The following is a 16481-nucleotide window of genomic DNA, read 5'->3' on the forward strand; positions in this document are numbered from 1 at the left end:
GGTGCTGCCGGCGGCGCAGGGTCCTCGGCCACCAATACCGCAGGCGCCGGCGCAGCTGGCGGCAATGCTACCGCAGGAACCGGCGGCGCCGGTTCTGGCCACACCAGCACCGGCGGCGCTGGTGCCGGCAACACGGCGGGCGCTTCGGGTGCGGGCGGTGCCGGCGCAAGCGGCACCTCGACCGGCGGTGCCGGCGGCGCCGGTGCGGCAGGCGCCGCAGGTGCGGCTGGCGGCAACGGCGCAGCCAGTGGTTCGGCGTCGAACACTGCAGGCACCGGCGGCGCAGGCGGCTCGTCGGCCAGCGGCACGGCAACCGGCGGTGCGGCCACCAACGGCGGCTCGACCGGCGGCGCTGGCGGCGCAGGCGCGGCAGGCGGCACCAGCTCCGGCGGTCGTGGCGGCGACCTGGCTGCCATCACCACCGGCTACGGCGCCAACGGTGCGGGCGGTGCGGGTGCAGGCGGCAACGGCGGCTCGAACAGCGTCAATGCCGGCACCTTCAACATGTCGAACAACATGAGCGGCGCCGGCCAGAATGCGGCAGGCATCATGGTCATCAGCCAGAACACCGGCATCTCCTCTCTGGTCCAGCAGAGCGTCAACGTCCAGGCCAACCTGAACGTCGGCGGCCAGTAAGCGGCCCAGGCGAATCGACTGCCGCGCCTCCGGGCGCGGCAGTTGTCGGATCAAGAGCAGAGCAAACGGGGGTACAGAATGCAGCAACCATTCAAGCAGGGAGTCGTCCAGCGCGTGTGCGGCATCGCTGCGCTCGCGCTGCTGGCGTCTCCGGCCTGGGCCGGCGAGCCCCAGGCCGGCCAGGACGGGGCAGTCCAGCCCCCGGCCAGGCAGGAGGCCAGGCCGGAAACGGCAGCCCCGGCCCGGTCCGGCCTGGGCCTCGATTTCGGCCCGGCCGCCGACCTCGGCAAGCTCGATCAGTCGCGCGGCGGTACGGATACCAAGAACGACGTGAAGCTCTCTGGTGTCGTGACCGGCAACAGCGCGGTCAACGTCGCCACCGGGAACAACGTGATCGATTCCGGCGCGTTTTCGAATATGTCCGGGATACCGGTCGTGATCCAGAACAGCGGAGCCAACGTGCTGATCCAGAGTTCCACCGTCATCAATGTGCAATTCAAATGAAGCGTAGCGCCCCGCATCTGCTAAATGCCCTGCTGTGCGCACTGATGGGCGTCACCTGCGTGAACGCGGCCGAGCTGCCGATCGTGGGTGGCGCCCGTTTTAACGTTCCAGTGCACAGCCTGAAGGAACTGAAGTTCATCTCCACCACCCGCCAGCAGTACGATTTCAGCTGCGGCTCGGCCGCGCTGGCCACACTGCTGACCCACCATTATGGCTATCCGATCAGCGAAACCACGGCCTTCCAGGCCATGTGGGAGCAAGGCGACCAGCAGAAGATCCGGCGCGAAGGCTTTTCGCTGCTCGACATGCAGCGCTACCTGGCCTCGATCGGCTTCAAGGCGGACGGCTTCCGTCAGCCGATCGACAAGCTGATCCAGGCCAAGGTGCCGGCCATCGTGCTGATCTCCGAAAGGGGCTACAACCACTTCGTCGTCATCAAGGGCGCCGAGGATGGCCGCATCCTGCTGGGCGACCCGTCCAGCGGCACCCGCGCGATCACGCGCGAACATTTCGAATCCATCTGGCCGAGCCGGCTGCTGTTCGTGGTCCACGACGCGCCGTCCCGCCCCCAGTTCAATCTCAGCGCCGACTGGCGTGCCGCACCACGCGCGCCGCTGGGCGACGCGGTGAACCGGACCGGCATCGATAACTTGAGCCTGCCGAAGTTCGGCCCGACCGATTTTTAAGAGGAGATACCATGCGCCTCACCGTCAAGTTCTGCCTGCTGCTGGCCAGCGCCGCAATCGCCGGCCAAGGCCTGGCGGGCGCACCGGAGCAAGCCTTCGACCCCGCGCAGGCGGTCGGCCCGGCCGCCCTCGACGACTTGCGCGGCGGCTTCGAGACCCCTGGTGGCCTCATCGTCTCGCTGGGCATCGAACGCATTGTCACCATCAACGGCAACGTCGCCGAACGCAGCCAGCTCAACCTTGGCGACCTCGGCGCCCTGACCAGCGGCATGTCGAGGGCCTCGGCCGAGACCGCCGGTCAGGTCAACCTGATCCAGAACGGCGTCGGCGCCGCCAGCCTCCAACTCGGGAACGTGCTGGGCGGGACCTTCATCCAGAACAGCCTGAACAACCAGCTGATCAACAACCAGACCATCATCAACGCCAGCGTCGACGCGCGCGGACTACTGCAAACCATGAATTTCCAGTCCACGCTCGCGAACGCCTTAAACACCGCCGCCACAGGAAGGTGACGGCACGACACGGAGAAAAAAAATATGCGAAAGTTTCCAGCGCTGTCCACTGCGATTGGGGCCAGTCTCATCCTTGCGGCCTTCCCTGCAGGCGCCCAATCGCCTGATCTATTGGAACAGCTGAAGATCATGCGGCAACAGCTGGAAGAACAACGCGCCCGGGTGGACGAGCTGGAGCGTCAACTGCGCGCGAGCGGGGTCGCTCAGCCGACCCAGCTCGACAAGCTGCGCGGCACCGGCAACCCGCAGCAGGCGCCGCAAGCCACGGTGCTGATGCCGTCGCCGCTGTCGGCGCCCGTCAACGGACAGGCGCCGTATCCGGCCGCCGCGCCGCGCTCCTCGCTGGACGGCCTGCGCGGCACCGGCGCGGCCGCGGTGGCCGACACCGGCCAGCAGACGGACAACGGCGGCGCGCCGCCGCCTTCGCCGCAGCCAGTCAACGGCGGCAACGCGGTCGGCCGTCCGCCGAGCGAAGCCGCGCGCGCACCGCAGGTGGCGCCGATCTTCGAAAGCCCGGGCGTACTGACGCCGCGCGGCAAGATGGTGTTCGAGCCCTCGGTGCAGTACGGCTATTCGTCCAGCAACCGCGTGGCCCTGGTCGGCTACACGGTGATTCCCGCGCTCCTGATCGGCCTGCTGGACGTGCGTGAAGTCAAGCGCAACACCACGACCGCGGCCGCCACCTTCCGCTATGGTTTCGACAACCGCCTCGAGCTCGAAGCCAAGATTCCCTACGTCTACCGCAGCGATGCCACCGTCAGCCGCGAGATCTTCACCGGCACCGCGGCCGAACGCGCCTTCGAAACCAGCGGCAAGGCGATTGGCGACATCGAGCTGGGCTGGCGCTACCAGCTGAACGACGGTGGCGTCGAGAAGCCGTACTACATCGCCGGCCTGCGCTTCAAGACCCGCACCGGCCGCGATCCCTTCCAGGTCGTGACCGACTGCCAGACCCGCTGCGTGGGCGAAAACGTCACCGGCACCGGGCTGCCGCTCGACCTGCCGACCGGCTCCGGCTTCTATTCCCTGCAGCCAAGCGTGACGTGGCTGATGCCGTCCGACCCGGCCATCTTCTTCGGCAGCTTCAGCTACACCCACAACTTCAAGCGCGGCAACGTTTACCGCACCGTCCTGAACGGCGCGAAGGAATTCCTGGGCGACGTGAAACCGGGCGATGTGTTCGGCTTCAACTTCGGCATGGGCCTGGCGCTCAACGAAAAGGCCTCGTTCAGCATCGGCTATGACCACAATTCCGTGGCGCGCACCCGTCAGGACGGCCAGGTGGTGCCGGGTTCGGTGCGCATCCAGCTCGGCACGCTGCTGCTGGGCTACTCGTATCGCCTCAGCGACAAACGCACCCTCAACGTCTCGGTCGGCGCCGGCCTGACCCGCGATACCCCGGACGTTACTTTGATGGTCAGGGTTCCATTTTCGTTCTGAAGCGCTCCATGAACGGCAACGGCGCGCCGCCCTCGCGGGCTGGCGCGCCGTTTTTTATGAAGAACAGGAATCAGATGTAGTAGATCAGCGCAGCCAGGCCGACGATCAGCAGCACCTTGGTAGCCTTGTAAGCGTTCTTGTTCCAGGCCTTGTAGCGACGGCGGTACTGGCCCATCACGTGGGAGATGCGGAACAGCTTGCTCACCAGGCCGGTCTGGTCGCCGCTCTCGTTGGGCGAGGCGGCGGCCGTCATCATGGTGCGGCCCAGCCAGCGGTTGACCGCCTGTGCCCAGCGGAAGCGCAGCGGGCGCTCGACGTCGCAGAACAGGATCACGCGGTCCTGGCCGCTGGTGTTCTCGGCCCAGTGGATGAAGGTTTCGTCGAAGATCACGCCCTGGCCGTCGCGCCAGCTGTAGCGCTGGCCGTCGACTTCGATGAAGCAGCGGTCGTCGTTCGGCGTGGCCAGGCCCAGGTGGTAGCGCATCGAGCCGGCGAAGGGGTCGCGGTGCGGGTTCAGTTTCGCGCCCGGCGGCAGTTCGGCGAACATGGCCGCCTTCACCGACGGGATCCCCTGCAGCAGCGCATAGGTCTTCGGGCACAGGCGCTGGGCCGACGGATGGCTGGCGTCGTACCACTTCAGGTAGAAGCGCTTCCAGCCCGTCTTGAAGAAGGAATTGAAGCCGGCGTCGTTGTTCTCTTCAGAGGCCTTGATCTTCTGCAGCGCCACCAGGTTCAGCGCCTCTTCACGGATCACCTGCCAGTTCTGCTGCAGGACGTCGAGTTCGGGGAATTCGCGCACCGGAATGTAGGGCGTGCTGGGCACGCGCGAAAACAGGTGCATGAAGATATTGATCGGTGCCATGAACGACGAATGGTCGAACAGCTGGCGGCCGAACGGGAGGCGGACCTTACCGCGGAAATGAATATGCAGCACGGAAAGGATGAGAAAACCCACGACTGCCCACTTCATTACGCCTCCACTTGCACCTGTCTAAACGGAGCGCAAGGATACCATATGCGACGCGCAGCCGCCCGCGGGCCCTCCCCGTATGCGGCGGAGGTGCCGGCGTCAGGCTGCGACTTGTCGTGGACCTGCTACAGGGTCAGTGCATGACTGAGGTGACAGCGTAACCTTTCTCGGCCAGCTGGCCGGAGAGGTTCTGGATATCGTAGTCGTCGATCTGCTGGGCGTCGTCGTCCACCTCGACCGCACGGGCTTCGACTTCCCAGTCTGTATTCGTGGCTTCCTCGGGGATGTTGCGGGTTTCGGGCACCGCCAGGTACGAGAACTTGCCGTCCTGTTCGGCTCTGCGGTAAATATCCAGGCGCATAGTCGTTTCCTTTCAAAGCATGGCTGATGGACTCAAGCCATCAGTATGCCCACGATAGGCGAAGGGCGGAGCACAGTCTGTTAATCGACGCACACTGGCTTTAAGACAAGAAACTTTTTGGCGCTCAACGGCCCGGCGACGCCCCCAGCACCCGCGCCGGCAGCATCACGATGGCGCGCAGCAGCTCGAACACGGCTTCCACGCCGATCCCCACCAGGCGGAAGGGCAGCAGAATCAGCCAGACCAGCGGATACAGGAACAGTGCCAGCAGGGCCACGGGCCAGCACAGGAACAGCAGCAGCAACCAGGCGAGAAATCCGAGCATTGTTCGCTCCTTCGGTGAGAAGTGACGTCGATGCTGTGACTGTAATGACAAGACGGCGCGGGGGCAATCCCGATGCGATGAAAAGCAGCCAACGGGGATAAACGGAAGAAAAGCGGGGGTAAATGGAAAACGGCCCCAGGCGGGGCCGTTTTCCATGGTGCCGGACCGGATGCCCCGGCGGCGGCTCAGGCGTACGCTGCCGCGCCGGCCTGCTCGCGAACCGCTTCCTCTTCAAACCGCGCCACCAGCTCGGCCCGGATCGACGCTTCCAGCGACGGGATCGAGCCGCCACAGCGGTAGGCAAAGCTGACTTGCACCACGTCGCCCGCCCGCACATCCAGCGGCCGCGCCAGCGGCAGCATCATGTAATGGTTCAGCCAGTCGACCGTGGTTCCCTGCTCTTCGATGATGTACAACACGTTCTTGGTGATGAAGCGCAGCGCGTTCAAGCGACCGGCCTTTTCGACCTGGAAACGGCCTTCCCAGGCGATCAGGGAGTCGACCGGCTGCTTGAAATCGAGGATGCTGTAGACGGCCGGCTGGGCCAGCTCCACCGTGCCCGGATAGACCGCATTGGCCGCCTGGAATTGCACGATCGGCGCCTGGAAGCCTTCGAAGTCGTATTCCTGCTGCAGGGGCTGGACCGCCATGATGACGGCTTCCGGCAGGAACACCGGCAGCGGGCCGCCGAAGCGCGCCAGGTAGCGGCGCTTGAAGGATTCGATCACCTCGACCAGCTTCTCGCGCACCATGCCGACATGGATCATCTCGCAGATCACGACATCGACCGGCTCGGGCGGCAGGTACTCGGAGGCGTCGGCGTGGATCACCTCGACCTTGTGGCCGTTCTCGTTCATCGCCAGGAATTTGCGCGCTTCACGCACCATGTCCGGGTTGAACTCGACGCAATACACCTTGCTGGCGGCCTGCGCGGCAAAAAAGGACAACACGCCGGTGCCGCCACCCAGTTCCAGGACCTTGGCGCCCGGCTTGACGGCGTGGAAAATCGCCGACTTGAAGCCGTGCATGCGATTCTGGTCCATCAGCATATTGTGGTGGTAATGGACCGGAATGAATTGTCCCAGGTAGCAGCTCTCGATTTCGCGTTCGTTCAGCATGTTGTTCCTTGTTGTCAGCTCCGCGGTCCCGCCGGTGCCATGGTTAGTCTACGGCTGAATTATCTTCAAGAAACAGTTTGTGCGATGCCTCGAGATGACGGCGGTTTCCGGTCCAGTTTGGCAGTTTGGGCGCCGCCTTCTTCATTCAAGGAGAATTGTTTTGCAGCCGCAAATGGCAGTGCTAGTATGAAGGCGTCAGCGGCCGCGGGCACAATGCCCTATCGATCATGTCCTTCACCATCGGTATGCTGTCGGCGAACGTCGCCGACCTTCTCCTCGATGTCGTCTTCCTTGTCGACGAGACCGGAAGGCTGGTCGATGTGAGCGCCGGATGCGAGCGACTGCTGGGCTACCGTCCGGACGAAATGATCGGCCGGAAGCTCTTCGATTTCCTTGCGCCGCAGGATCTCGCCCGTACCCGCGAGGAAGCGGCGCGCATACAGTCCGGAGACGAGCGGATCGGCTTCGAAAACCGCTACCGCCGCAAGGATGGCAGCCTGGTCGACATCATGTGGTCCGCACGGCGAATCGATGCGCTGAACCTGCGCATCGGCGTTGCGCGCGACATCACCGCCCGCAAGCAGGCCGAGCGCCGGCAGGCGGCGCTGTATGCGATTTCCGAGGCTGCCCATCAGGCGCCCGACCTGGCGAGCCTGTGCGGGGAGATCCACGCGGTGCTCGACAAGCTGGTTGGCGTCATCGGGATGGCAGTCGTCACCGAAGACGTCTGTGGCGGATGCAGGACGATCTACCTGAAGAACCCGGAGGGGGATCCGCCCGGCTCACATCACTTCGAGCAATGGCGCGGCATGCCGCCGCAGGGCTGGCTGGCGCTGGAGCTGCGCGGCAGGGACGGCGCCATCGGCGGCCTGCTGTTGCGACCCCGCGGCGAGGCCGCCTATCCGGCGCAAGACCGCGAACTGCTGGGTTTCACCGCGGGTCAGATCGGCATGGCCCTCGAGCGCAAACGCCTGCAAGACGATTTGCTACGCCACGCCTGCCATGACGAACTGACCGGCCTGCCGAACCGCTACCTGTTCTTCGACCGCATCGGCACCGCACTGGCGCGCGCACGCCGCACAGGCTCAAGGATGGGCTTGCTATACGTGGACGTCGACGACTTCAAGCAGGTCAACGACGTCCATGGTCACGCAGCCGGCGACGAGCTGTTGCGCGGTGTCGCCGCCCGCCTGGCGAATTGCGCGCGCGATTCGGATACCGTTGCGCGCATCGGTGGCGACGAATTCGTGCTGATCCTGGAAGACCTCAACGCGGCGGATGACGCCAGCCGAATCGCCCAGCAGATCGGCGCAGCGATGGAAATCCCGATCCGGATCGAGAGCGTCGAGCTGCGTGTCGGGGCCAGTATTGGCTGCGCGGTATTCCCGGACCACGGTCAAGGGATCGAAGAGCTGCTGAAACATGCCGACACCTGCATGTATCGCCAAAAAAAGGCCAGGAAGGCACATCCTGCCAAGGCCGCCTGTTGAGAGGCCGGTGCCCTGCCCTCAGTGGGCGCCGGCCGCCCGTTTCGCGAGCTGGGCCGCAGTCAAGCCTTCGCTGTTGCGGAGAGCGGGATTCGCGCCCTGTCTGGCCAGGAAGTCCACCATGTCCGGATGCCCTTCGCGCGCCGCCATCATCAGCGGGGTATAGCTGCCGCTGGCCGGCGGAGAGACGGCGTCGACCCTGGCGCCGCGCTTGATCAGCAGGCGGGCGATGTCCTCGTCGCCGCTGGCGGCCGCGTAATGCAGCGGCGTCCAGCCCGGACGGTTGATGGTGGCACCGCGTGCGACCAGGGCCTCGGCAGCCGGCCGGTTGCGCTTGAAGGCCGCCATCATGAGGGCCGTGTTGCCGTTCGTGGCGGACGCGTCCAGCTGGATGCCGGGCTGGTCGAGCAGCGCCTGGAACACCCGCATCGAGCCTTCGCGCACCGCCAGCACCAGCGGCGGCTCGCCGCCCAGCGGATTCTGCCGGTTCGGATCGACGCCCGCGGCCAGCAGGGACTTGACGGTCTTGACGTCATCCATTTGCACGGCGCGGTAGAAGTCGGCCGTCTGGTCGGTGGTGACGGCGAAGGCCGCCGTTCCGGGGAAGGCGGCCACGAAGACGGCCGCAAGAACCGTCCTGCCGGCCAGGCGAAGAAAACCGCGACGCTGCATCATGGCGCACTCACTCCTTAATTGTTTGGAACCTTGAAGAGTTTATAGAAATTGTCGGTCGTGCGCTCCGCCACTTCGCGCAGCGGCACGTCCTTGAGCGTGGCGATGAACTCGGCCACATGCGGCACGAAACCCGGCTCGTTCACTTTCCCACGGTAGGGCACGGGCGCCAGATAAGGCGAATCCGTTTCGATCAGGATACGGTCCAGCGGCAGCGCCTTGGCCACGGCCTGCAGATCTTTCGCGCTCTTGAAGGTGACGATGCCGGAAAAGGAGATGTAGAAACCCATCTCGATGGCCGCCTGCGCCACTTCCAGGGTCTCGGTAAAGCAGTGCATGACGCCGGCCACGCCGCCCTTGTCCACCGCCGCGCCCTCTTCCTGCAGGATGCGGATGGTGTCGGCACTGGCGGAACGGGTATGGATGATCAGCGGCTTGCGCGTCTCGCGCGAGGCGCGGATATGGGTGCGGAAGCGTTCGCGCTGCCATTCCAGGTCGCCCTCCAGGCGGTAGTAGTCGAGGCCGGTCTCGCCGATCGCGACGATCTTCGGATGGTCGGCCAGGCGCACCAGCTCGTCGACGCTGGGCTCGGGCGTGTCCTCGTAATCGGGATGGACGCCGACCGAAGCGTAGATATGCGGATATTGCTCGGCCAGCGCGAGCACGCTCGGGAATTCCGGCAGGTTGACGGACACGCACAGCGCCTTGTCGACCTTGTTCTCGGCCATCCTGGCGAGGATCTCGGGCATGCGGGCGGCCAGTTCCGGGAAATTGATGTGGCAGTGTGAATCGATGTACATCCCGATATTGTACGCGAGTCGGCCCCAATGAACGGGACGCCACCGCAATCGCCTCTGTGCCAAACTCGCTCGCAAGACCTTTCAGCGCGGAGCCCTATCATGAGCAACGAACAGCAGAAGCAAAACGAGCAACCGGCCTCGCCCGGCAACCAGCAAACCGCCCAGCAGTCTGGCCAATCGCAGCAGCAAGCGCAACCCGACAAGCACCCGGACTACGACGCCCTGGCGAACAAAAAGCCGGAAGAACTGACGCCGGAAGAGCTGCGCCTGATGGCGGACACCATGCCCGGCGAGGGACCAGGCGATTGAAGCCGCGGGCAATGCTGAACAAGGTGGGGCCGGCCGCAAGCGTTGACCCCGCAGCCTGTTGCTGCCTATAATTTAGCCTCCTCAGGAGGACGACCTCCCCCGGCAACCCCGGGTATCTGATTCGGGACGACCCGCTCTAGCAAGGAGTGAGTCATGGCCTGGATTATGCTTATGATCGCCGGCGCCCTCGAAGTTGCATGGGCCTATTCGATGAAGTTGTCGGATGGCTTTTCCCGACCTCTTCCCGCAGTTCTCACGCTCGTGTTGATGACGGCCAGCTTTGGCCTGTTGTCCTTCTCGATGCGCACCATTCCGCTCGGCACCGCCTACACCATCTGGACCGGCATCGGCGCCGTCGGCGCATTTGTCCTCGGCATTGCCGTGCTTGGCGAACAATTTACCGTCCAGCGCGCGATCGCGGCCGCCCTCATCGTCAGCGGGCTGGTGCTGATGAAACTCTCGGCGCCGTCGTGACGCTGAACGGCAGCTCAGGCCACCCGCTTGCCGAGGATGATCAGATCGCGCTCGATCCCATCCAGATTCGCCACGCGCGGGAAATTGGCCCAGGTCTCGAAACCGTATTTGCGGAACAGGGCCAGGCTTGGCGCGTTGTGGCCGAAGATGAAGCCCAGCAACGTATGCACCTCGATGTTCGGCGCAAAGGCCATCGCCTGCTCCAGGCAATAGCGGCCGATGCCCTTGCCGCGCCATGCCTCGGCAATATAGATCGACACCTCGGCGGTGCCGGAATACGCCGGACGGCCGTAGAAGTTCGAGTAGGAACACCAGCCGATCACTTCCGGGTTCTCCGACGTGTCGTCGGCGTCGTGCACGACCCACAGCGGACGGCGTTCCGGCGTGTGGTCGGCGAACCATTGTTCGCGCGACTGGACCGTGATCGGTTCGGTGTCGGCGGTCACTTCGCGCGAGGCGATGGTGGAATTGTAGATATCGACGATGACGGGCAGGTCTTCGATGCGGGCGAGGCGGTGTACGTACGGCGGCATAGTGGCGTTACAGGGAAACGGTGATTACAGGGTGTGCGTGGCGCGCGACGATCGCAGCGCCGCGCCGAGGAGCTCTTCGATGCGCAGCTTGGCGCGCTGGCCGGTTTCGTCGGCCGGGAAGTGGACGCCGATACCTTGCGCCTTGTTATTGTTGGCGCCGGCCGGGGTGATCCAGGCCACCTTGCCGGCGATCGGGTATTTGTTCGGGTCGTCCATCAGCGACAGGATCAGGTAGATCTCGTCGCCGATCTTGTAGGGCTTGTTGGTCGGCACGAACATGCCGCCATTCTTCAGGAAGGGCATGTAGGCCGCGTACAGCGCGGCTTTTTCCTTGATGGCGAGCGAGAGCACGGACGGCCGCGGCGCCTGCGGAGCCGTCGGCAAGCCCGGCGGAGCGTTCGGATCGGTGGGCAAGCCGTTCATCGGAATCCTTTTTCGTAATCGAGCAACATGTCCTCGACAAACAATTTCGGCGACAAGGGATGGTCCGCCACCGCGCGCCGCTCATTGGTCGCCTTGATCGCCTGCATCAGCCTGGCCGTATGCACGCGCCCGGCCAGGTTGGCGAGCTGCTGGCGGTAACGCGGATAATAGCGGATCGTGCCGGAGAGCTTGTACGAAAATACGTCATACAGCCATCGTTGCTGCCATGCGACGAGGGATGCGAGCGGCGCCTTGCTCAATTTGTCGGCCGCGCGCAACGCGGCGTCGACGCTGGGCTGGGCCAGGATTTGCAGCAGGGCATCGAGTTCCTCGCGGCTGCCGGTTTCGGCCTGGTTGAGGGCCGCCAGCGGCGCCCCGCCCTGCTCGCGCAGCCAGCCGTCGGCGTCCTGCACGCCCTGGGCTTCGAGCCAGGCCAGGGCCTGGGCGTGGTCCGGCATCGGCAGCGCGAACTTGCGGCAGCGCGACAGGATGGTCGGCAGCAGCCGGTCCAGGCCGTTCGATGCCAGCAGGAACACGGTGCCCGGCGGCGGTTCTTCGAGCGTCTTCAGCAGTGCGTTCGACGCCGGCATGTTCAGGGCCTCGGCCGGGTACAGCACCACCACCCGCAAGCCCTGGCGGTGGGTCGAGATGTTCATGAAGTCGGTCAGCGCGCGCACCTGCTCGATCTTGATGTCCTTCGAGGCGGTCTTGGATTTGCCTTTCTTGTCGGCGTCGCCCGCTTCCTCGCCCTCGGCCGGCGGCGCTTCGTCTTCCAGCGCTTCCGGACGCACGCGGCGGTAGTCCGGATGGTTGCCCTGGGCGAACCAGCCGCAGGACGCGCACTCGCCGCAGGCATGGCCATCGGGGCGCACGTTTTCGCACAGCAGCGCCTGGGCAAAGGCTTCGATGAAGTCGGCCTTGCCGATGCCGGCCGGGCCGTAGAACAGGATTGCATGCGGCAGGCGCACGCGCATCTGCTGCAGCTGCGTCCAGGCCTGCTCCTGCCAGGGGTAGATCGGGGCGATGCGCGTCACAACAACTTCTCCAATGCCGCACGCAGCGCGATGCGGACCTCATCGATCGAACGGGTCGAATCGATCACCACGATGCGCCCGGGATTTTCCGTGGCGCGTCGCAGATATTCATTACGGCAGCGCTCGAAGAACGCCGCCTCCTCGGACTCGAACTTGTCGAGATTACGGGTGGCATCGAGCCGCTCGCGCGCCACTTCCAGCGGCACGTCGAACAGCAGGGTCAGGTCCGGCTGCAGGTGAGGATGGACCCAGTGCTCCAGCCGGCCCAGTTTCTCGATCGGCAGGCCGCGCCCGCCGCCCTGGTAGGCAAAGCTGGCATCCGTGAAGCGGTCGGATAGCACCCAGTCGCCGCGCGCCAGCGCCGGCTCGATCACCTGGGCGATGTGTTCGCGGCGGCTGGCGAACATCAGCAGGGCCTCGGTTTCGAGGTCCATCTTTTCGTGCAGCAGCAGCTCGCGCAGTTTTTCGCCGAGCTTTGTTCCGCCCGGTTCGCGGGTCGAAACCACGGACTTGCCGGCGTCCTCCAGGAGTCCGGTGACGAAGCCGATGTGGGTGGACTTGCCGGCACCGTCGATGCCTTCGAAGGTGATGAAACGGCCCCGGTTCGACGAGTCGACCATTATTTCGCCCCCTGGCGCTGGTACTGGTTGACCGCCTTGTTATGCTCGTTCAGGTTGACCGAGAAGTGGCTGGTACCGTCGCCGCGCGAGACGAAGTACAGGGCCTCGGTCCTGGCCGGCGCCAGGGCGGCGGCCAGCGACTCCACGCCCGGCAGCGCGATCGGCGTCGGCGGCAGGCCGGCGCGCGTGTAGGTGTTGTACGGGGTGTCGGTCTCGAGGTCCTTCTTGCGGATCTTGCCGTCGTACTTGTCGCCCATGCCATAGATGACGGTGGGGTCGGTCTGCAGCAGCATGCCGGTCTTGAGGCGGTTCACGAACACGCCGGCGATCATCGCGCGCTCGCTCTTCTGGCCGGTTTCCTTTTCCACCAGCGAGGCCATGATCAGGGCCTGGTAGGGGTCGGTGTAAGGCAGGTTCGGATCGCGTTTCTCCCAGGCCGCCTTGAGGCGCTTCATCATCATCTCGTGCGCCTGCTTGTAGATCTGCAGGTCGCTCGAATTCTTCGCGAACAGATAGGTGTCCGGGAAGAACAGGCCTTCCGGGGCCTTGTATTTATCTTCCGCGACCACCTTGGCCAGCAATTCCTTGTCCGACAGCCTGGCCGTCTCGTGCTTCAGGTTCGGGGCGGCGTCGACCGCCTGGCGCATCTGGCGGAAGGTCCAGCCTTCGATGATGGTCAGCGATTCCTGGGCGAACTCGCCGCGCACCAGCTGGGTGAGCAGGCGCCGCGGCGTGGTGGACGGCTTGAGCTCGTAGCTGCCGGCCTTGATCTGCCCGGCCTTGCCGCTCACCCGGGCCAGCACGCCGAACAGGAAGCCGTTGACCGGCACGCCGGCGGTGGCCATCTGCTGGGTAGCACCGGCGACGCCGCTGCCCTGGGCGATTGCGAAAGGAATGATGGGGCTGTCCGCTGCGGTAATCGGGCGTCCCGCCCACCACTGGAAGCCGCCGACGGCTGCGACTGACACGATCACGCCGGTGACGATGAGTTTTCTTATAAATGCCATATGTGCTGGTTTTGCGCCGTGCCCGGCGCGATTTTGTCGACAACCCTATAATGAGGCCGTAATGATAAAGCCTAAACGAGATTTAAATCGAATTTGATACGTGGATTGTATGAATAACTGGATCGAACACCTCGCCTCGCTGGGCGCCCGCTTCCATCAGGACGAAGCGGCGCAGATCGAAGATTTCGGAAAGACCCTCTCGGCCGCCGACCTGGCGGGCGGCGTGGTGGCGCCGGTCACCGACCTCGGGCTCATCGCCGTCAGCGGAGACGACGCCGCCAGTTTCCTGCACAACCAGCTCACCAACGACGTCGAACACCTCGGCGCCGGTGAAGCCCGCCTGGCTGCCTATTGCACGCCGAAAGGCCGCATGCAGGCCAGCCTGCTGATGTGGCGCGGCGCCCAGGACATCTACCTGCAACTGCCGCGCACCATCCAGGCCCCGCTGCAGAAGCGCCTCACCATGTTCGTGCTGCGCGCCAAGGCCAAGCTGCGCGACGCCACCGAAGAAGCCGCGACCACCGCGGTCCTCGGCCTGGCCGGCGCCAAGGCACAGGAAGCGCTGGCCCGCCATGCGGGCGCCCTGCCGCAGGCACCCTATGCAAAAACCGAGGGCGAGGCCGGCACCGTGATCCGCCTGGCCGACGCCTTCGATGCGCCGCGCTACCTGTGGATCACGAGCGCCGGCACCGCCATCGCCGCCCTGCCGCAGCTGCGCGAGACGCTGGCGCTGGGCGGCAACGTCGCCTGGCACCTGGCCGAGATCCACGCCGGCGTGCCGCAGGTGACCCAGCCGACCCAGGAACAGTTCGTGCCACAGATGATCAACTTCGAACTGATCGGCGGCGTGAACTTCAAGAAGGGCTGCTATCCGGGCCAGGAGATCGTCGCCCGCAGCCAGTACCTCGGCAAGCTGAAACGCCGCATGGTGCTGGCCACGCTGGCCAATGCGGCCGCGCGCGCCGGCGATGAAGTGTTCGCCAGCGACGACCCCGACCAGCCTTGCGGCATGATCGTCAACGCGGCCCCGAACGGCCAGGGCGGCGCCGATGCGCTGGTCGAGATCAAGCTGGCCGCGCTGGACCAGGAAGTGCGCCACGGCGCGGCCGGCGGCACGCCGCTGTCCTTCCTGCCGCTGCCCTATGCCATCGACACCCCGGCCGACTGACGTCCCGCGCCCATGATCGACCTGTACGTCTATTACAAGGTGCGCGAGGCGGACGCCGCCGCGCTGGTGCCGCGCGTACGCGCGATGCAGGCGGCGCTGGCGGCGAGCCACGGCGTCGCCGTCCAGCTCAAGCGCCGGCCCGACAGCAAGGACGGCCTGCAGACCTGGATGGAAGTCTATCCCGGCGCCGCCGATACCTTTGCCGACACCGTCGACGGCGCCGCCGCAGGCGCCGGCCTCGGTGCCTTGATCAGCGGCCCGCGCCGCACCGAGGTATTCGTCGACCTGACTCCGGAGCTGAACCCATGTGCCTGATCGTATTTGCCTGGCGTGTGATTCCCGGCGTGCCGGTGATCGCCTGTGCCAACCGCGACGAATTCTACGACCGTCCCGCCACCCCGGCCGGCCCCTGGCCGGAAAACCCGGACATCATCGCCGGCCGCGACCTGCAGGGCGGCGGCAGCTGGATGGGCGTGACGCGCACGGGCCCGAACGGCCCGAAGTTCGCCGCGCTGACGAACATCCGCGCTCCCGGCGAGCGGCGCAGCGACGCCCCCACGCGCGGCGCCCTGGTGGCCGACTTCCTCAAGGGCGACCTCGACGCCCCGGCCTACCTGGACCACATCGCAGCCGGCGCCGGCGAGTACAACGGCTTCAACCTGATCCTCGGCGACCGCGAAGGCCTGTACTGGTTCTCGAATCGCGCCGGCGGCGACCCGCGCAACGGCAAGGCCCTCGACCCGGGCATCTACGGCGTCTCGAACGGCCTGCTGGACGCGCCCTGGCCGAAGGTCCTGCGCACCAAGGCCAGCTTCGCCAGCCTGCTGCTGCAGGGCGCCCCCGAGGAAGCCTATTTCGAAATGCTGGCCGATACCACCCGCGCGCCCGACCTGCGCCTGCCGGACACCGGCGTGCCGATCGAAGTGGAGCGCCAGTTATCCGCGGTCTGCATCGAGATCCCGGGCTACGGCACCCGTACCTCGACCGTGGTCAGGCTCTACCAGGACGGCGAGCCGGAGCTGCACGAGCGCGTGCTGCAGCCTTGTCCGGAAGCGGAAGCTTCATAAAACCTTCACGTCGTTCCCGCGGAGGCGGGAACCCAGGTTTTGCTTGAGCAGGCGGAACGCGTGCAAACCTGGATCCCGCCTGCGCGGGGACGACGTTTATTCGTAGCGAGTCCTTGCCTTCTACGACTCCCGCCGCATGAACGGCGACTCGAACTGCTGCCGCCGCTCCACCGGCCGGGTCAACACCCGCAAGGCCACGTCCATCGCCACGCCGATCTCGGCGAGCCGGCGCGCCGACGCCGGCATGCCGGTGGCGCTCGCCTCATGAATCACGGCTTCGATCAGCAGGGCGGTCTTGTAGTCGGTGCGTCGTTCCATCGGCCGATGCTACCACG

General features: G+C 65.6%; 22 protein-coding genes and 1 pseudogene. 11 read left to right on the forward strand and 12 right to left on the reverse strand.

From position 1 onward, the window contains the following. The 5 genes and pseudogenes from AC1DIX_RS24910 to AC1DIX_RS24930 form a co-directional block, all read left to right on the forward strand. A pseudogene (locus AC1DIX_RS24910) lies at positions 1 to 636 on the forward strand (hypothetical protein); the annotation flags it as partial. A gap of 78 nt (positions 637 to 714) precedes the next feature. Then, positions 715 to 1140: a hypothetical protein gene (locus AC1DIX_RS24915; protein WP_477328053.1), complete on the forward strand. Its 426-nt coding sequence runs from the start codon at positions 715 to 717 to the stop codon at positions 1138 to 1140. Then, positions 1137 to 1826 (forward strand): C39 family peptidase, encoded by a 690-nt coding sequence (locus AC1DIX_RS24920; RefSeq protein ID WP_477328054.1) that lies wholly within the window; start codon positions 1137 to 1139, stop codon positions 1824 to 1826. The genes AC1DIX_RS24915 and AC1DIX_RS24920 overlap by 4 nt, the downstream gene beginning before the upstream one ends. A gap of 11 nt (positions 1827 to 1837) precedes the next feature. Beyond that, the gene (locus AC1DIX_RS24925) at positions 1838 to 2338 is read left to right on the forward strand and encodes a hypothetical protein (protein WP_477328055.1); all 501 of its coding nucleotides are present in this window, start codon (positions 1838 to 1840) and stop codon (positions 2336 to 2338) included. A 24-nt stretch (positions 2339 to 2362) separates the two neighbouring features. After that, positions 2363 to 3778 carry an acetate kinase gene (locus tag AC1DIX_RS24930; protein WP_477328056.1) on the forward strand — a complete coding sequence of 472 codons (1416 nt, stop codon included), beginning with the start codon at positions 2363 to 2365 and terminating at the stop codon, positions 3776 to 3778. Positions 3779 to 3848: 70 nt separating this feature from the next. Here AC1DIX_RS24930 and lpxO read toward each other — a convergent pair whose 3' ends face one another. From lpxO to AC1DIX_RS24950, 4 genes are all read right to left on the reverse strand, one after another. Next, a complete protein-coding gene (lpxO, locus tag AC1DIX_RS24935) occupies positions 3849 to 4748 on the reverse strand; it encodes a lipid A hydroxylase LpxO (RefSeq protein ID WP_477328057.1) in 900 nt (299 codons plus the stop codon). 133 nt (positions 4749 to 4881) lie between these two features. After that, positions 4882 to 5109: a DUF6139 family protein gene (locus tag AC1DIX_RS24940; RefSeq protein ID WP_442121339.1), complete on the reverse strand. Its 228-nt coding sequence runs from the start codon at positions 5107 to 5109 to the stop codon at positions 4882 to 4884. A gap of 124 nt (positions 5110 to 5233) precedes the next feature. Next, positions 5234 to 5434, reverse strand: a complete 201-nt coding sequence (locus AC1DIX_RS24945; RefSeq protein WP_442121338.1) for a hypothetical protein — start codon at positions 5432 to 5434, stop codon at positions 5234 to 5236. Between the two features lie 185 nt (positions 5435 to 5619). Next, positions 5620 to 6552 carry a class I SAM-dependent methyltransferase gene (locus tag AC1DIX_RS24950; RefSeq protein WP_477328058.1) on the reverse strand — a complete coding sequence of 311 codons (933 nt, stop codon included), beginning with the start codon at positions 6550 to 6552 and terminating at the stop codon, positions 5620 to 5622. 227 nt (positions 6553 to 6779) lie between these two features. Here AC1DIX_RS24950 and AC1DIX_RS24955 point away from each other — a divergent pair, with 227 nt between their 5' ends. Further along, on the forward strand, positions 6780 to 8042 hold the full coding sequence (locus AC1DIX_RS24955; protein ID WP_477328059.1) for a diguanylate cyclase domain-containing protein: 1263 nt from the start codon (positions 6780 to 6782) through the stop codon (positions 8040 to 8042). Between the two features lie 18 nt (positions 8043 to 8060). Here AC1DIX_RS24955 and AC1DIX_RS24960 read toward each other — a convergent pair whose 3' ends face one another. Together AC1DIX_RS24960 and AC1DIX_RS24965 are read right to left on the reverse strand one after the other, a co-directional pair. Continuing rightward, positions 8061 to 8714, reverse strand: a complete 654-nt coding sequence (locus AC1DIX_RS24960; RefSeq protein ID WP_477328060.1) for an ankyrin repeat domain-containing protein — start codon at positions 8712 to 8714, stop codon at positions 8061 to 8063. A 14-nt stretch (positions 8715 to 8728) separates the two neighbouring features. Continuing rightward, positions 8729 to 9511, reverse strand: coding sequence for a TatD family hydrolase (locus AC1DIX_RS24965; RefSeq protein ID WP_477251453.1), 783 nt, complete (start codon positions 9509 to 9511; stop codon positions 8729 to 8731). A gap of 99 nt (positions 9512 to 9610) precedes the next feature. Here AC1DIX_RS24965 and AC1DIX_RS24970 point away from each other — a divergent pair, with 99 nt between their 5' ends. Both AC1DIX_RS24970 and AC1DIX_RS24975 read left to right on the forward strand, forming a co-directional pair. Beyond that, the gene (locus tag AC1DIX_RS24970) at positions 9611 to 9820 is read left to right on the forward strand and encodes a hypothetical protein (RefSeq protein WP_477328061.1); all 210 of its coding nucleotides are present in this window, start codon (positions 9611 to 9613) and stop codon (positions 9818 to 9820) included. A 153-nt stretch (positions 9821 to 9973) separates the two neighbouring features. Beyond that, the gene (locus AC1DIX_RS24975; RefSeq protein WP_477328062.1) at positions 9974 to 10294 is read left to right on the forward strand and encodes a DMT family transporter; all 321 of its coding nucleotides are present in this window, start codon (positions 9974 to 9976) and stop codon (positions 10292 to 10294) included. 14 nt (positions 10295 to 10308) lie between these two features. Here the strand turns inward: AC1DIX_RS24975 and AC1DIX_RS24980 are convergent, their stop codons facing one another. The 5 genes from AC1DIX_RS24980 to mltG are packed head-to-tail and all read right to left on the reverse strand — an operon-like array spanning position 10309 to position 13911. Beyond that, a complete protein-coding gene (locus tag AC1DIX_RS24980) occupies positions 10309 to 10827 on the reverse strand; it encodes an N-acetyltransferase family protein (protein WP_477328063.1) in 519 nt (172 codons plus the stop codon). Between the two features lie 24 nt (positions 10828 to 10851). After that, the gene (locus AC1DIX_RS24985) at positions 10852 to 11250 is read right to left on the reverse strand and encodes a PilZ domain-containing protein (RefSeq protein WP_442121328.1); all 399 of its coding nucleotides are present in this window, start codon (positions 11248 to 11250) and stop codon (positions 10852 to 10854) included. Next, positions 11247 to 12275 carry a DNA polymerase III subunit delta' gene (locus tag AC1DIX_RS24990; protein ID WP_477328080.1) on the reverse strand — a complete coding sequence of 343 codons (1029 nt, stop codon included), beginning with the start codon at positions 12273 to 12275 and terminating at the stop codon, positions 11247 to 11249. Before AC1DIX_RS24990 ends, AC1DIX_RS24985 begins: the two co-directional genes overlap by 4 nt. Before the next feature lie 5 nt (positions 12276 to 12280). Next, positions 12281 to 12904 (reverse strand): dTMP kinase, encoded by a 624-nt coding sequence (tmk, locus tag AC1DIX_RS24995; RefSeq protein ID WP_477328064.1) that lies wholly within the window; start codon positions 12902 to 12904, stop codon positions 12281 to 12283. Continuing rightward, complete coding sequence (mltG, locus tag AC1DIX_RS25000; protein WP_442121326.1) at positions 12904 to 13911, reverse strand: endolytic transglycosylase MltG; 1008 nt, start codon at positions 13909 to 13911, stop codon at positions 12904 to 12906. The genes tmk and mltG overlap by 1 nt, the downstream gene beginning before the upstream one ends. 109 nt (positions 13912 to 14020) lie before the next feature. Between mltG and ygfZ the strand changes: the two genes are divergently transcribed. From ygfZ to AC1DIX_RS25015, 3 genes are read left to right on the forward strand one after another with little or no spacing between them, the layout of a single operon-like run. Continuing rightward, entirely contained in the window at positions 14021 to 15079 is a 1059-nt protein-coding gene (ygfZ, locus tag AC1DIX_RS25005) for a CAF17-like 4Fe-4S cluster assembly/insertion protein YgfZ (RefSeq protein ID WP_477328065.1), read from the forward strand. Between the two features lie 12 nt (positions 15080 to 15091). Beyond that, entirely contained in the window at positions 15092 to 15394 is a 303-nt protein-coding gene (locus AC1DIX_RS25010; RefSeq protein ID WP_477328066.1) for a DUF4936 family protein, read from the forward strand. Continuing rightward, positions 15385 to 16146 carry an NRDE family protein gene (locus AC1DIX_RS25015; protein WP_442121323.1) on the forward strand — a complete coding sequence of 254 codons (762 nt, stop codon included), beginning with the start codon at positions 15385 to 15387 and terminating at the stop codon, positions 16144 to 16146. The genes AC1DIX_RS25010 and AC1DIX_RS25015 overlap by 10 nt, the downstream gene beginning before the upstream one ends. A 120-nt stretch (positions 16147 to 16266) precedes the next feature. On the opposite strand, the gene AC1DIX_RS25020 is transcribed toward AC1DIX_RS25015, so the two are convergent. Beyond that, complete coding sequence (locus tag AC1DIX_RS25020; protein WP_477328067.1) at positions 16267 to 16464, reverse strand: hypothetical protein; 198 nt, start codon at positions 16462 to 16464, stop codon at positions 16267 to 16269. Between the last annotated feature and the right edge of the window lie 17 nt (positions 16465 to 16481).

It is taken from the genome of Massilia sp. 05N420, assembly GCF_056397205.1.

What these genes read in the sequence shown, in the direction of transcription:
- AC1DIX_RS24915 (WP_477328053.1), top strand. Translation starts at nt 715, where the DNA reads ATGCAGCAACCATTCAAGCAGGGAGTCGTCCAGCGCGTGTGCGGCATC.
- AC1DIX_RS24920 (WP_477328054.1), top strand. Translation starts at nt 1,137, where the DNA reads ATGAAGCGTAGCGCCCCGCATCTGCTAAATGCCCTGCTGTGCGCACTG.
- AC1DIX_RS24925 (WP_477328055.1), top strand. Translation starts at nt 1,838, where the DNA reads ATGCGCCTCACCGTCAAGTTCTGCCTGCTGCTGGCCAGCGCCGCAATC.
- AC1DIX_RS24930 (WP_477328056.1), top strand. Translation starts at nt 2,363, where the DNA reads ATGCGAAAGTTTCCAGCGCTGTCCACTGCGATTGGGGCCAGTCTCATC.
- lpxO (WP_477328057.1), bottom strand. Translation starts at nt 4,748, where the DNA reads ATGAAGTGGGCAGTCGTGGGTTTTCTCATCCTTTCCGTGCTGCATATT.
- AC1DIX_RS24940 (WP_442121339.1), bottom strand. Translation starts at nt 5,109, where the DNA reads ATGCGCCTGGATATTTACCGCAGAGCCGAACAGGACGGCAAGTTCTCG.
- AC1DIX_RS24945 (WP_442121338.1), bottom strand. Translation starts at nt 5,434, where the DNA reads ATGCTCGGATTTCTCGCCTGGTTGCTGCTGCTGTTCCTGTGCTGGCCC.
- AC1DIX_RS24950 (WP_477328058.1), bottom strand. Translation starts at nt 6,552, where the DNA reads ATGCTGAACGAACGCGAAATCGAGAGCTGCTACCTGGGACAATTCATT.
- AC1DIX_RS24955 (WP_477328059.1), top strand. Translation starts at nt 6,780, where the DNA reads ATGTCCTTCACCATCGGTATGCTGTCGGCGAACGTCGCCGACCTTCTC.
- AC1DIX_RS24960 (WP_477328060.1), bottom strand. Translation starts at nt 8,714, where the DNA reads ATGATGCAGCGTCGCGGTTTTCTTCGCCTGGCCGGCAGGACGGTTCTT.
- AC1DIX_RS24965 (WP_477251453.1), bottom strand. Translation starts at nt 9,511, where the DNA reads ATGTACATCGATTCACACTGCCACATCAATTTCCCGGAACTGGCCGCC.
- AC1DIX_RS24970 (WP_477328061.1), top strand. Translation starts at nt 9,611, where the DNA reads ATGAGCAACGAACAGCAGAAGCAAAACGAGCAACCGGCCTCGCCCGGC.
- AC1DIX_RS24975 (WP_477328062.1), top strand. Translation starts at nt 9,974, where the DNA reads ATGGCCTGGATTATGCTTATGATCGCCGGCGCCCTCGAAGTTGCATGG.
- AC1DIX_RS24980 (WP_477328063.1), bottom strand. Translation starts at nt 10,827, where the DNA reads ATGCCGCCGTACGTACACCGCCTCGCCCGCATCGAAGACCTGCCCGTC.
- AC1DIX_RS24985 (WP_442121328.1), bottom strand. Translation starts at nt 11,250, where the DNA reads ATGAACGGCTTGCCCACCGATCCGAACGCTCCGCCGGGCTTGCCGACG.
- tmk (WP_477328064.1), bottom strand. Translation starts at nt 12,904, where the DNA reads ATGGTCGACTCGTCGAACCGGGGCCGTTTCATCACCTTCGAAGGCATC.
- mltG (WP_442121326.1), bottom strand. Translation starts at nt 13,911, where the DNA reads ATGGCATTTATAAGAAAACTCATCGTCACCGGCGTGATCGTGTCAGTC.
- ygfZ (WP_477328065.1), top strand. Translation starts at nt 14,021, where the DNA reads ATGAATAACTGGATCGAACACCTCGCCTCGCTGGGCGCCCGCTTCCAT.
- AC1DIX_RS25010 (WP_477328066.1), top strand. Translation starts at nt 15,092, where the DNA reads ATGATCGACCTGTACGTCTATTACAAGGTGCGCGAGGCGGACGCCGCC.
- AC1DIX_RS25015 (WP_442121323.1), top strand. Translation starts at nt 15,385, where the DNA reads ATGTGCCTGATCGTATTTGCCTGGCGTGTGATTCCCGGCGTGCCGGTG.
- AC1DIX_RS25020 (WP_477328067.1), bottom strand. Translation starts at nt 16,464, where the DNA reads ATGGAACGACGCACCGACTACAAGACCGCCCTGCTGATCGAAGCCGTG.